Origin of the sequence: Persicobacter sp. CCB-QB2, assembly GCF_001274635.1 — a bacterium.
GTDB lineage: Bacteria > Bacteroidota > Bacteroidia > Cytophagales > Cyclobacteriaceae > Persicobacter > Persicobacter diffluens.
Genome location: NZ_LBGV01000001.1, coordinates 3,185,715 through 3,198,604 on the forward strand (window position 1 = coordinate 3,185,715; position 12,890 = coordinate 3,198,604).

Annotated in this window: 10 protein-coding genes and 5 tRNA genes; 6 read left to right on the forward strand and 9 right to left on the reverse strand. The window is 43.4% G+C overall.

Annotated elements, in window-relative coordinates; all coding sequences use genetic code 11:
- Both NG22_RS14035 and NG22_RS14040 read right to left on the reverse strand, forming a co-directional pair.
- Entirely contained in the window at positions 1–834 is an 834-nt protein-coding gene (locus tag NG22_RS14035) for a universal stress protein (protein ID WP_053406303.1), read from the reverse strand.
- Between the two features lie 194 nt (positions 835–1,028).
- Positions 1,029–1,931, reverse strand: a complete 903-nt coding sequence (locus NG22_RS14040) for a glycosyltransferase family 2 protein (protein WP_053406304.1) — start codon at positions 1,929–1,931, stop codon at positions 1,029–1,031.
- Positions 1,932–1,992: 61 nt separating this feature from the next.
- Here NG22_RS14040 and NG22_RS14045 point away from each other — a divergent pair, with 61 nt between their 5' ends.
- Both NG22_RS14045 and NG22_RS14050 read left to right on the forward strand, forming a co-directional pair.
- On the forward strand, positions 1,993–2,748 hold the full coding sequence (locus NG22_RS14045; protein WP_053406305.1) for a glycosyltransferase: 756 nt from the start codon (positions 1,993–1,995) through the stop codon (positions 2,746–2,748).
- Complete coding sequence (locus NG22_RS14050; RefSeq protein ID WP_253275725.1) at positions 2,742–3,281, forward strand: glycosyltransferase; 540 nt, start codon at positions 2,742–2,744, stop codon at positions 3,279–3,281. The genes NG22_RS14045 and NG22_RS14050 overlap by 7 nt, the downstream gene beginning before the upstream one ends.
- Positions 3,282–3,485: 204 nt before the next feature.
- Here the strand turns inward: NG22_RS14050 and NG22_RS14055 are convergent, their stop codons facing one another.
- Together NG22_RS14055 and NG22_RS14060 are read right to left on the reverse strand one after the other, a co-directional pair.
- Complete coding sequence (locus NG22_RS14055) at positions 3,486–4,373, reverse strand: class I SAM-dependent methyltransferase (RefSeq protein WP_157601112.1); 888 nt, start codon at positions 4,371–4,373, stop codon at positions 3,486–3,488.
- A gap of 290 nt (positions 4,374–4,663) precedes the next feature.
- Positions 4,664–5,656, reverse strand: a complete 993-nt coding sequence (locus tag NG22_RS14060) for a carbohydrate porin (RefSeq protein ID WP_072159097.1) — start codon at positions 5,654–5,656, stop codon at positions 4,664–4,666.
- 1,118 nt (positions 5,657–6,774) lie between these two features.
- Between NG22_RS14060 and NG22_RS14075 the strand changes: the two genes are divergently transcribed.
- The 3 genes from NG22_RS14075 (at position 6,775) to NG22_RS14085 (ending at position 8,976) form a co-directional block, all read left to right on the forward strand.
- Positions 6,775–7,023, forward strand: a complete 249-nt coding sequence (locus NG22_RS14075) for a hypothetical protein (protein ID WP_053406311.1) — start codon at positions 6,775–6,777, stop codon at positions 7,021–7,023.
- Positions 7,024–7,038: 15 nt separating this feature from the next.
- On the forward strand, positions 7,039–8,271 hold the full coding sequence (locus NG22_RS14080) for an aspartyl protease family protein (RefSeq protein ID WP_053406312.1): 1,233 nt from the start codon (positions 7,039–7,041) through the stop codon (positions 8,269–8,271).
- Positions 8,272–8,538: 267 nt separating this feature from the next.
- Positions 8,539–8,976, forward strand: a complete 438-nt coding sequence (locus tag NG22_RS14085; protein WP_053406313.1) for a DUF2141 domain-containing protein — start codon at positions 8,539–8,541, stop codon at positions 8,974–8,976.
- Positions 8,977–9,030: 54 nt separating this feature from the next.
- On the opposite strand, the gene NG22_RS14090 is transcribed toward NG22_RS14085, so the two are convergent.
- From NG22_RS14090 to NG22_RS14110, 5 genes are all read right to left on the reverse strand, one after another.
- Positions 9,031–9,104: transfer RNA gene (locus NG22_RS14090), tRNA-Arg, on the reverse strand.
- Between the two features lie 44 nt (positions 9,105–9,148).
- A tRNA-Arg gene (locus NG22_RS14095) sits at positions 9,149–9,222 on the reverse strand.
- 44 nt (positions 9,223–9,266) lie between these two features.
- Positions 9,267–9,340: transfer RNA gene (locus tag NG22_RS14100), tRNA-Arg, on the reverse strand.
- A 44-nt stretch (positions 9,341–9,384) separates the two neighbouring features.
- Positions 9,385–9,458: transfer RNA gene (locus NG22_RS14105), tRNA-Arg, on the reverse strand.
- Between the two features lie 44 nt (positions 9,459–9,502).
- Positions 9,503–9,576 (reverse strand) — tRNA-Arg (locus NG22_RS14110).
- Between the two features lie 518 nt (positions 9,577–10,094).
- On the opposite strand from NG22_RS14110, the gene NG22_RS14115 reads away from it, so the two are divergent.
- Positions 10,095–12,854 carry a 2-oxoglutarate dehydrogenase E1 component gene (locus tag NG22_RS14115; protein WP_053406314.1) on the forward strand — a complete coding sequence of 920 codons (2,760 nt, stop codon included), beginning with the start codon at positions 10,095–10,097 and terminating at the stop codon, positions 12,852–12,854.
- The last annotated feature ends 36 nt before the right edge of the window (positions 12,855–12,890 follow it).

Genomic DNA, 12,890 nt, shown 5'->3' on the forward strand with positions numbered 1-12,890 from the left:
TTAAGGGTGTACGATCAAAAGATTGGAAGGCAGGTCAGACATGATATACTCCAGGTCTTGTCTGAAAATGCGATCAAAGAGTCCTAACTTTCGGCCCATGCCCTGCATCACAAGCAAATCGGCATTCGTACGTCTGGTAAATTTGGCCAATTCATGCCCTGCTTTACCGGCAGTAATCTTTATGTTAATGCGCAGATCTTCGGTATCCAGTTTATCCAATTTTGCCTGCACCTCTTTCAACTCCTCATTCACCAGATTTTTTCGGGTTTCACTATATTCCTCCTCCGAATCCTCCGAGGCCACCGCCAGGCTCAGCCCATAAAGCTTAATCTCACGAATCAAATGCAGGATACTGGCCTGATCCCGCTTGCCTAAGTCGCAGGCCACCTTCAGGGATTTTCGGGGGTTTCTACCACCACCGGCCTGCACCACAATATTATCGAAATTCTGCGGGTGGGAGGAAGGCGTCACCAGCACCATCACTGAACAATCGGCTTTTCGAAGAATGTCCCGAGCAACAGAACCTATATAATATTGAAAGAGATTCTCCTTTCTAAGTGCCCCGGCGATCAATAAATCCACCTCTTCCCGACGACAGATCTCCAATATCTTTTTAGAAGGAGCGCCATTTTCCCAACAAAGTTTGACTTTTCCCCTGTCCACCTTCACCTGGTCCAGCATTTCATCAAGCTGCTTTACATCCTCATCAGAACGCTCGCCAATGTGAATTAAAACCATTTCAGCTTCAAACAACTGTTGTAAACGCACTGCTTCCCACAATACGGCCTCCCCGGTGGGCGAAAAGGCAATTGCCACCGCTAATTTTTTAAACATGATGCTCGGAAAATTTCGTAAAGAAAAATTTTAACTTCCTGATTTTCACGACCACAAAGGCTACGATCAAAAAATCATTCCCTCAGGAAGCTATCCCAATATAAAGCTTTTTTTGGCAAATTGGGCTTATAATCAAAATCAGAGACTGTTTTTTAGCCATTTTGAAAGAGATGCTTTGGTGGGTGGCACAAGCCTTAGCGTCTGCCAAAAAGCAAAAACAGGATATATTGTGGAATAGCTTTTAGCTTTGCTTTCCAATAATATTTCACCATCGCCTGCCGCACCTCTTTATTTTCTTCCATGGGGATTTTCTCTACTGCTAACCGGTCCAGCCGGTCCACATCATAGTTGGTGGTGCGAAAAGAGTGCTGTCCGGAACCATCCTGCCCAATATTTTCTGTAATACTCCGCGAAGGGTTCAGGCAAAGACCACCCGCCAAAAAAATCGTCGCATACCAGCGAATGGCCCAGGAGTCCCGCTTGCCAGCCAATTGATTACGCAACATCCGGTGAAAGTTAAAGGAACCCTCATAGTCAAACTTCTTTTTCAGCCTGCCATCAAATTTACCCAATAAGTCCTCCGATGAAGGATTAAATTGCTCCCAGCGATTTGCCCAGGTGGCCCAGCCCCAACACTGCATTTGCTGAACCAAAGCCAAAGGTGGAAGATCATTCCTTTTCAAATCCGGCATATAAGCACCAATATGCCACACTTTGTCCTCATTTTGATACAATTCCAGCGCCTCATTCATAAATTTCAGAAAGCCCGGTGCCACCACGATATCATCCTCCAGGACGATAATCCGGCCATGCGATTTCAAAATCCGGCTTACCCCTTCAATAATACTATTGGCCAGGCCCTTATTCTGATCTGCCAAAATCAATTCCTTCCGGCCTCCTATCTCAAAATCAGCGACCAAATCTCGGGTGGACTGAATGGCCAATTTCGTTTTTTCATCCGCTCCGGCTTTGGGGCCATCTGCAAAAATGAAAATCTCTGAATGCGCCACCTCCGGATTGGCTTTTAAAGCCTCCAAAGTTTTCAAGGTATGATCAGGGCGATTGTAAACGAAAAGTGCGATTGGGGCAAAGGTCATGGCGTGAGCATTTTTAATTCACCACTAAATTAAAGCTATTTCTTTTAATAATATAAATGCCATGCTTAGCTTAGCGCCTAAGATGAATCAAAAAAAGCCCCTAAAAGTCGTTTTCCTTTGTTCCTTCGGAGATACCGGTGGAGCTGCCATGGCTTCCTTACGCCTCGCTAAAGCCCTTCGTCAGCAAGGGGTGGATGTACACTTTTTAGTACAGCACCAAAACACGCCGCATGAAAACATGGAAGTGGTAAAAGGCTGGAAATGGCGATTGGCACTGGAAAAGCTTCATTTCCTGCTATATGAAAAAGATAAAGCACATCGATTTGCCTTTTCCTCAGCGACTGTCGGGGCAGATTTATCCCAACATCCTTTGATTCAATCTGCCGATATCATCCACATTCACTGGATCAATCAGGGATTTTTATCGCTGAAAGGCTTGAAAAAACTTTTTGCTTTGAGGAAACCGGTGGTGTGGACGCTGCATGATATTTGGGCGTTTTCCGGAGGCTGCCATTATGCTTTTGATTGCGAAGGCTATTTAAACAGCTGTGGAAATTGCCCTCAAATCCGAAAGGCTCATCCAAAAGATATTTCCCATCAACAATGGAAAGCTAAAAAAGAAATTTACGACATTCTGGCGCCGCATTTGGTGGGAGTGAGTCAATGGATCATTGATCAGGCACAGGAAAGCGGGCTTCAGCAATACCTGCAATTCCACCAAATCCACAACCCATCGATACGGATCTTTTTCAACCTTCAAAGCATAAGCAGGCCTTACGACAGCAGTGGAATTTACCCGAAGATCAAGCTATCTTAACCTTCGGAGCCGCTAATCTCCTGGATACAAGAAAGGGGTTTCAAGATTTGGAAAAGGCACTTCAGCTTTTGAAAAAGCAAAAATTAGTGCATCCCCATCTTCTCCTTTTCGGAAAGTGCAATGACCCACAACGATTAGATCAACTCCCTTTCCCTTTTACATATGTGGGGGAAATCAGACAGGAAAAGAAAATTCGGGAGCTATACCAATTGTCGGACGCTTTTATCACGGCTGCCTTGAATGAAAACCTGAGCTATATGATTATGGAGGCCATGGCCTGTGGATGCCCGGTGATCACCTATGCCGCCGGAGGAAATCCCGAAGCCGTACTTCACCAACAGAATGGTTATGTCGCAGAATTGGGAAAGCCAGCCTCTCTGGCGGAAGGAATTCATTGGGTGTTTGATAACGATATTGATCAGCTTAGTAAAGCTGCAAGAAACCATATGCTTTCCCACTTTTCTGAAAAGGAGGTTGGAAAAGCCTATCATTCTCTCTATCAGCAAGTGTTAGCCCGAATTATGCCCCGCTAAATTTAATAAATATTCAAAAGCAGCTTGTTATCGTCCATTACAGGTGTTTTCTGATGTTTTGAATCGCCCAAATTTGGAAAAGCTTGTTTTCTCTTCATTCCTCTGCTTCATTGGCAAAAACTCGAAACAGGAAACTATTCCACCATCTTTCCCACCTCAAAACTAAACGAGGATTTAGCGTGCATCTTTCGGATCAGCCAATATCTAAGCATAAGGGTTGAGAGGCAGATCTTGTATTTGAAAATGGGATTTATTTAAAACATCTTTAAATTCATCAGAAAAAGTACCTTTTCCAATAACTGCTATCAAATGCATTTTCGGAATAAAATCGGTAGCGCAAAGCCTGTCTTTTAGTTTTATTCTTTTTTGGATCTGCCTTAGTTTCCTTTGATTCATCGGCCTTTCATTCATTTCAGGGGAATCATCATGCACATCATTGATCCCTCCAAAAGCAATATGCCTTAGCCCCATGCCCATGGCAAACTTCTCCACTTCTCTTTTCGAAAACTTATAGACATAATTGCCCACCGTTTCGAAAGAATAGCGATTCTTCCACAGTCCTCCAAAAAGCTTCGGCAGACGATCTCCCAAATTTTTTAATAACAGAAAGGCTGGATTGGAAAGCGCTATATCCACCGGTTCCATAAAAATCACGGCCCTTTTGGCCACTCTGGTCATTTCCGATAAGGCGAGATAAGGTCTTGGAAAATGATGTAATGCCTCCTTACACAGTACAAAGTCATAGGCGTTATCCTCTAAATCGATCGCTTCGGCATTCAAAGCAGCATATTGCTTTATCCGCCCGGACGCTTTCGCAAGACTTAAAATACTATCCTCAATATCAGAGGCCAAGACTTCTTTCACCCCACTTTTCAATAAGTAATGAGCATCCGCTCCATAACCATCACCTACCGTCAACCAACTGGCGGATTTATCACTTTGGATAATGGGACTCAGCGCACCATACAAACGCTCCGCTCGCCAGTCATTAACAGAGCGTTCCTCCCAAAATTGAGCTGATTTGACTCTTTCTTGTAGATGAAGGGCGTGCTTTTGATAACTTTCCTGAGCATTCATTTCGTTAATGTTCACTTTTTAAATTCCCAATACCCTAAGTTATTGATTCAATGCATTTAAAAAACATATAACAGCAATTTTCAACTACCCTTTTCTCATTTAACCCCTAGGAGCGTGTTTAAAAGCCAAAATTCGCAGTGAGAATTTGAAATATTACAGAAGTGATACCCGATTATTTTGAGAGAATAGCAGCGCTATTGTTGAAAAATCATCCAAAATCGCTTCCAATAATTCGAATTTGCAGCCGGATAGTGTGCTTTTAAACAAACTCTAAATAAAAATTAAAAAAAACTCAAATAGGACCATTACCAAGGCGCATTCAACCACCATTCCGTCTTAAACCCCAAATAAAAACCCACGGCGGTCTCTCCCACAGCCTGCAAATAGGGGGAATATAAATTCTCCCGCGCAAATTGATTATAAAAAGCCAGGGAGGTTACCAGCCTGAAATGCGGCCTGGACCAATAACTTCTACCTGCAAAAGGGACCAATGTCGGTGTTATTCCTATTTTAAAAACCGTGGCCGGATCCTGCAAGCCATCCTTCCTTAGCGCAAAGTTGGACTCCGTCAATAAATGAAAATAGTCCGTCACATAGTAGGTATAGCGACCGCCAATAGCGAACTCCCGCTTTTGATTAAAGGTCACCCTCCCCCTATAGGTAGGCGATTCCCCCAAAGTATCTGCAGCTCCCCGACTATAAGTGTACAAAGCATAAGCTTCCAATGACCAATCCTCAGCATCATCGAGTAGCAATCGGTTGATAAAAGATAAGGAATAGGCTTTTCTAAAATCGCCTGTCGTCAGATTAGGGGCGCCATAGGTAAGGTAAGTTCGGGAAAACCCTCCATCACCTCCATTGGCGATTCTGGCACCATAACGGATCGCGGTATTATTAAAAGAATTCTTCATTCCCGGAATTTTCCAAAAATGCTTCAAGCCGATTACCCCGCCCCAGTCGGAGGGGTAATTCTCCACTGAATCTTCTTCGCTACTCCCCGCCTCAGCCAATTGATGATACTCCAGCATCCCTTTCAGGCGATGATGATCATTAAGCTGTAGCTCATGCTCTGCTATCAATACCAAACGCTGCCTTAACTCCAAAACCGGAAAACCATTCACCACATTAGTAAAAAAATAAGGGGGAACGGTAGAAGTAGTATCGGTATTAGCAATAAACATGGCAGACAGCGATGAATTTTTATATCTCCCACCAACGCCCTGACCTGTATGATCATCAAAATAAAAGTGATCGGCCATATGAATATCTTCCCCCGATAAAATATCGCCCCCAGCCATAAATCCCAGGGGCTGTTGGCAATATTTCGCGCTTCCACATGAAACTCCGGTAAGGAAAAGCCTAAACCGGTAGGGGAGTTTGTGGTCCCGAAACCTATCAACTGAGAGGATAATGAAAAAGCAGAAAGCCTTATGCGGGTGTGAATAATGGTACTGTCTCCCTTACTTTTCAAAGGCTGAAAAGTATAACCGGTATATAATTCCAAATAATCTCCTTCTTCATTTCGGCCGCCAATACTTCCCATCCCATTCAGATTAAAATTCCGCCCTATAGAACGTTGATGCTGAAAGAGCCAATTCACCCCCACCCGGGCATACATGCCCATATAAAAACCCTGCCTCGGATCTTCCGGATATTGGTTGGGCTGCGCCCATGCCTTCTTGCAAAAAATAAGGAGGAAAAGAAGAGTCCATTGCTTAAATCCCATTTATCCTTTGTTTTAGTACTTTTATACTATAAGAAATAAAGGAAGCTGGCTTTGTTTGGGGCAAAGTGGATTCTTTCCTAATGAAAGGGATAAGATCGGCTGCTGAGGCCTTTTTTGGGCACAAATGCACAAACGGTCACCAAGCCGGAATATTTATGCTTAAATCATCGTTTCGCTATAAGGTGGGAAATGAAGAAATTTTCTCTGTTTCGAGTTTAATACGAACGAAGAAGCGGAATAAGGAGAAAGCATACTCGGCTCAATTGGGAATATCTAGTGATCAGGAAACATCCACAATGGACTGATAATAATTTCCTGGTGTGAATCCCCTGAATCGTAAGAGGTATTAATCAGCCAAAGAGCTTATTTGAAAGCCAAAATTCGCAGCGAAAATTTGATTATTACAGAAGCGATACCCGATTATTTTGAGAGAAAAGCAGCACTATTGTTGGAAATTATCCAAAATCGCGTCCAATAATTCGAATTTGCAGCCGGAGGCTGCACTTTTAAACACCCTCTAAACTCCAATGAAAAGGGAATAGGGTGCGACAAGAGTACAATTCAACCTATTCTTTTTCAAATCAATTCAGTTTTAAGCTGTCCTATTAAGCATTCTATCTCAATTGAAGTGGGCGCCCTTTGGAAAAAAGGCCAAACCTCACTATTTTAGTAGCTTAGATCTTCAAGTCCATGAAAAATTATCCTTCCAATTCCGCAAAAAGTTTTAATCACAAGATTTATGGCGCCTTTGCTGTAATGCTCATGATTACCGCGATGATCGCTTTAGGGCAATCTCTGGCGAAGGATAATACCTCAAAACTGTCTTTCCTTTTCCCTGTTGAGCATCCTCAGGTAGAAGAAAATAACCATAGAAATTCAAGTCCGAACTTTCATTTCAATGTGGTGGGAATCTTCACGGATTTGGTCTTGCGGAGATAAAACCCCATATCATCAATGAGAAAATTATTCTCAGTTCTATTTTTTTTTCTACTTACCACTCCACTTTTTGCTCAACAGCGCTACGGCTTTCATTTAAAGGGGGAGACTAAACGTTATTCCCTTCCTTTTGAAATAAAAAGCAATCTCATCATTGTCAAAGCCCAGCTCAACGGCTTTATCCCTCTAAACTTCATTATTGATACCGGCGTCCGTACCACCATAATTACCGATATCACCATCGCTGACATTCTCGGCCTGAAATATCAAAAAAAAATCACTCTTTATGGCGCAAACCGACAACCCGTAAATGCTTATATCTCTTCCGGAATTCAGTTTGCTTCCGGCAAATTAATGGGCAATCACCTGACCATTTTAGTGCTGGACAAAGACCCGCTCAACTTTTGGTCCATGACCGGCACAGTGGTTCACGGAATTTTGGGTTATGATCTTTTGAGTAGGTTTGTGACCGAAATCGACTACGACCGCAAGATGATCACTTTCCATCGCATAGAAGATTTCCAACCACCCCGCAAAGCCACAAGCATTCCCATCAGTGTAGACAACACCAAAATTCATATCGAAGGAGATGTTCATTTAGAAAACAGAAGCTTCCCCAAAAGTCAATTAATGATCGATACGGGCGCCAGCACGGCACTGACCCTCGAAAAAGACCAACAACATCAGCTCATTGCTCCCCCACAAAAAAATATTGAAACGCATCTGGGAGTAGGCATCAGCGGTATGCTAAACGGCTGGGTGGGCTTAGTAGATTCGGTTTCCCTCTCTCATACAGAAATTGCCCTTGATAATGTGGTCAGTAATTTTGTAGATGAACAATTCTTTCTGGACAGCGCCATCGTCCTTCAGCGAAATGGCACCATTGGTGGGGAAATTTTGTCCCGCTTCCACCTGTGGATAGATTATTACCATAAAGAAATGTACCTCAAAAAAAGCCGCAAATTTAACAAGCCCTATAAATTTGATAGAAGCGGGCTTACCCTCCACCTTAAAAATGAATTATCCCCCAAAATATATGTAGAATATATCGCTGCTCCTTCACCAGCGGCTAAAGCGGGCTTGCAAAAGGGGGATCAAATTCTTTCCGTTAACTACTTTAAAGGAGGAGAAGGACAATTGGGGAATATTAACAACCTCTTACAATCCAGGCGAAAAAGGAAAATAAAGATCAAATACAAAAGAGGGGAGGAGACCTTTAAAACCACTTTTTATCTGGAAGACTTGATTTAAGCCGGATAATTCATGCTTAAATCCTCGTTTAGCCGCTTTAATGGAACAAACAATCAATTAGAAATATTCCTTCAATTCTTTCGCCTTGACACTACATGAGGGTTGAAGCGCATAATTCGGCTTAAATTAATTCTCGCATCAATGACATGAAAAGGGAGTTTAGTGGTAGGTTTAGGTCCTTTTCCTCCTACAAGCCATTTTAAATGCCCATAAAAAAGGGAAAAGCTCAAACAATCAATTCTAAATCACAAATCAACGGAAGCTAAAATGAAAACATTATTGCTAATGGGGTGGCTATTTTTCGGAATAAACACCTGTCTATATGCCAACGATGACAAAACTACCGAAGTAAGGGTCACCGTTACTAATTTAAGAAGTGAAGAAGGGCAGGTGATACTCAGTCTTTTCGATAATGCAGAAGATTTCCCAAACCAAACAAAAGCCATAAAGACTTTTAAAGCAGATATTCGGGATGGAAAAGCAAATTTTCAATTCCATCTTCCTGCCGGAACTTACGCCTTCGCTTTCACCCATGATGAGAACAACAATGGCAAAAGAGATACGAATTTCATCGGTATGCCTAAAGAAGGGGTAGGGGCTTCCAACAATGCCAAGGGCTCCTTTGGTCCTCCAAAATTTGAAGATGCCAAATTCACCATCGCTGACCAGCCCATTCAATCCACTGTGGAGACCAACTATTTATAGTCTGACCGAAATAGAAGGCAAAAAAAAATCCGAATTGTTTCCAATTCGGATTTGTGACCTCGCCAGGATTCAAACCTGGAACCTCTTGAGCCGTAATCAAGTGCTCTATTCAGTTGAGCTACGAGGCCAATAAACCGTCCTCTTATTTATACAGCACAGACTTGCTGTTTCGTGACCTCGCCAGGATTCAAACCTGGAACCTCTTGAGCCGTAATCAAGTGCTCTATTCAGTTGAGCTACGAGGCCAATAAACCGTCTTCTTATTTATACAGCGCAGACTTGCTGTTTCGTGACCTCGCCAGGATTCAAACCTGGAACCTCTTGAGCCGTAATCAAGTGCTCTATTCAGTTGAGCTACGAGGCCAATAAACCATCCTCTTATTTATACAGCGCAGACTTGCTGTTTCGTGACCTCGCCAGGATTCAAACCTGGAACCTCTTGAGCCGTAATCAAGTGCTCTATTCAGTTGAGCTACGAGGCCAATAAACCGTCCTCTTATTTATACAGCGCAGACTTGCTGTTTCGTGACCTCGCCAGGATTCAAACCTGGAACCTCTTGAGCCGTAATCAAGTGCTCTATTCAGTTGAGCTACGAGGCCATTATTGTACAATTTTATAGAAAAAAAGAGGGCTTCGAATGGCCCTTTTCAAAATTGCTTTGCAAAGGTAAGGCTTGTTTTCGCTTTTGCAAACCCCTTTTTGAAAAAAAATGTAATAAATCTCAATTTTAGCACTTTTAACTATTCTCTATTAGAAAAATTCAATTCGCGCTATTGATTACATTTTCACTTTCTGAAGCAAAAGATATTCCAAAAGCAGAAGCCCCCTTATTTTCCCCCATTATTTTTAAATAATTATTCAAATTCAGGGAATCGTTAAATTCCAACAATTTTACTACTATCCGTATTTTTTGGAAAGCAGGACAAGGATTCCGACGAAATAAAGGCCTTCACTTAATAAATACGGTCATTTGCTATCAAAAACTCAAAAAAGGCCTGAATCATAAAACCGTATAACCGCTTAGGCAATTTCTTTATATTCATTTCACTTTATACATTTGATAGAGGGGCAGGCTAGCCCCAATCAATTCCAACCAAAACCCTAGAACCCCAGGCTGATGGATAAATATTCCTACATTGCCAACGCACATGGCGATTACATCGATGAGTTGTACACCCAGTTTCAGGCTGACCCGGAGTCAGTAGATGAAAGCTGGCAAAAATTCTTTGAAGGATTTGAGTTTTCCGCTCATTATAACGAAGATTTGATTCCGACCCCCTCGGTCAATGGAAATGCGGCCGTTCAGGAGGATAAGAATTCCCATGCCTATAAAGAAATTTGTGTTCGTAACCTGATTTACGCCTTTCGGACGCGCGCGCACCTCAAAACCAAAACCAATCCGGTTCGGGAAAGAAGGTACTGGAAAGCCTACTTGCATCCGGAAGAGTTTGGGTTGTCGGAGGCTGACGGCAATACCGTCTTTGAAGCCGGCCGGGAAGTTGGTTTGGAAGAGGCCACACTCAATGAAATCATCGCCAAACTGAAAGTGATTTATTCACATCATATCGGCTTTGAATTCATGTATATCCGTGAGCCGGAAATTCAGTCCTGGTTCAAGGAAAAAGTAGAGGATTACGCCATCCACAAGAAATTCAGCTACCAGCAAAAACGACACATTTTAGGAAAACTGAATGAGGCGGTGGTGTTCGAGAATTTCCTGCATACCAAATATATCGGGCAAAAACGATTTTCTCTGGAAGGCGGAGAAAACACGATCCCGGCCCTGGACGCGCTGATCAACCGCGGAGCAGACTTAGGTGCTGAAGAATTCATCATCGGGATGGCGCACCGTGGTCGTCTGAATGTTTTGGCCAACATCATGGGGAAAACCTATGAGCAGATCTTCAACGAATTTGAAGGCAACACGCCAAGTGATTCTACCATGGGCGATGGGGACGTGAAATATCACCTGGGTTATACCTCAGACATTGTCACCCTCGGCGGAAAAAAGGTCAAGCTGAACTTAACCCCCAACCCTTCTCACCTGGAAGCGGTAAACCCTGTGGTATTAGGCAACACCCGCGCCAAGATTGATTATTTATACGAAAGAGATTATCATAAAATAGTCCCGATCCTCATTCATGGAGATGCGGCCATTGCCGGCCAGGGCATTGTGTATGAGGTGGCGCAGATGGCCAAATTGCACGGCTTCCGCACCGGAGGAACGATCCATTTTGTGATCAATAACCAGATCGGTTTCACCACTAATTTTGATGATGCCCGATCCAGTATTTATTGTACCGATATTGCAAAGGTGGATGACTGTCCGGTGATGCACGTGAATGGAGACGATGCCGAAGCCGTGGTGCATGCCATGGAAATTGCGATTGAATACCGACAAAAATTCCAGCGGGATGTTTACATCGATTTATTATGCTACCGTCGTCACGGGCATAATGAGTCGGATGAACCCAAATTCACCCAGCCGGATCTTTATAAAAAAATCGCCAAACACCCCAATCCAAGGGAAGTATACTCCCGCTATTTGGCTGAAAGAGACGAAATGGATGCCGAAGTGGCCAAGGAAATGGACAAACAGTTCCGACAGCTACTCCAGGATCGCCTGAATATGGTGAAGCAGTCGCCGCTGCCATATAAGCTGCAGCCTTTGGAGCGCCAATGGCAGGCATTGCGCAGTTCGAAACCGGAAGATTTTGACCAGTCGCCGGTTACCGGAGTGGAAATGGAACTGATAGAAAAAGTCGCACAATCCCTGACCACGGTGCCGGAAAACTTCAAGCCACTGCGTCAGATTGATAAATTGCTAAAGGAGCGTAAGCAAATGTTCTTTGAGCAAAAGAAACTTAATTGGGCCGCAGGAGAATTATTGGCCTATGGCACCCTGTTGACCGAAGGCAAAAAAGTACGCCTGACCGGGCAGGATGTAATCCGCGGAACCTTCTCTCACCGCCATGCGGCACTATTTGACTCTGAAACCTCTGAGAAGTACAATAACCTGAACCATATTGACGAAAAGCAGGCGCATTTCAGCATTTATAATTCCCTGCTTTCAGAATATGCCGTGCTGGGTTATGAATACGGATATTCCACTGCCAACCCGAATGCCTTAACCATTTGGGAAGCGCAGTTTGGTGATTTTGCCAATGGCGCTCAGGTGATGATCGATCAATTTATTTCCTCCTCAGAGACCAAGTGGAATGCCGGCAGTGGTTTGGTCATGCTATTGCCACATGGCTATGAGGGACAGGGACCGGAGCACTCTTCCGCAAGACTGGAGCGTTTTCTTCAGCTTTGTGCTAATTATAATTTAGTGGTCACCAATATCACCACCCCGGCCAACCTTTTCCATGCACTCAGAAGACAACTGACCTGGGGTTTCCGTAAACCTTTGATCAATATGTCACCCAAGTCATTGCTGCGTCATCCGGAAGTCTATTCTCCGCTGGAAGCCTTCAATGGAAATCATAAATTCCAGGAAGTTATTGATGATCCTCAGGCAGGCCCAAGAAAAACCAAAAGAGTCGTTTTCTGTACCGGAAAGGTTTATTACGACTTACTGGAAAAACAAAAGGCGGATAAGCGGGAAGATATTGCATTGATAAGAATGGAGCAATTGCACCCATTCCCGCTAAAGCAGGTGAATGCCATTTTAGACAAGTATAAAAAGGCGGAAATTTGCTGGGTACAGGAAGAGCCCAAAAATATGGGCGCCTGGTGGTTTATCCGTGAAAACTTCCCGGAAGACCGTTCCCTTCAGTGCATCAGCCGTATTTCTTCGGCCTCACCAGCAACCGGATATGCCAAATTGCATGCAAAAAATCAGCAACTCATCATCGAGAAAGCTTTCACCTTATAATAAAACCGGATACGATATCCCAAAAAACAAAGAATC

Coding starts and splice junctions, on each gene's coding strand:
- NG22_RS14035 (WP_053406303.1), bottom strand. CDS start 834: ATGTTTAAAAAATTAGCGGTGGCAATTGCCTTTTCGCCCACCGGGGAG.
- NG22_RS14040 (WP_053406304.1), bottom strand. CDS start 1,931: ATGACCTTTGCCCCAATCGCACTTTTCGTTTACAATCGCCCTGATCAT.
- NG22_RS14045 (WP_053406305.1), top strand. CDS start 1,993: ATGCTTAGCTTAGCGCCTAAGATGAATCAAAAAAAGCCCCTAAAAGTC.
- NG22_RS14060 (WP_072159097.1), bottom strand. CDS start 5,656: ATGGCTGGGGGCGATATTTTATCGGGGGAAGATATTCATATGGCCGAT.
- NG22_RS14075 (WP_053406311.1), top strand. CDS start 6,775: ATGAAAAATTATCCTTCCAATTCCGCAAAAAGTTTTAATCACAAGATT.
- NG22_RS14080 (WP_053406312.1), top strand. CDS start 7,039: ATGAGAAAATTATTCTCAGTTCTATTTTTTTTTCTACTTACCACTCCA.
- NG22_RS14085 (WP_053406313.1), top strand. CDS start 8,539: ATGAAAACATTATTGCTAATGGGGTGGCTATTTTTCGGAATAAACACC.
- NG22_RS14115 (WP_053406314.1), top strand. CDS start 10,095: ATGGATAAATATTCCTACATTGCCAACGCACATGGCGATTACATCGAT.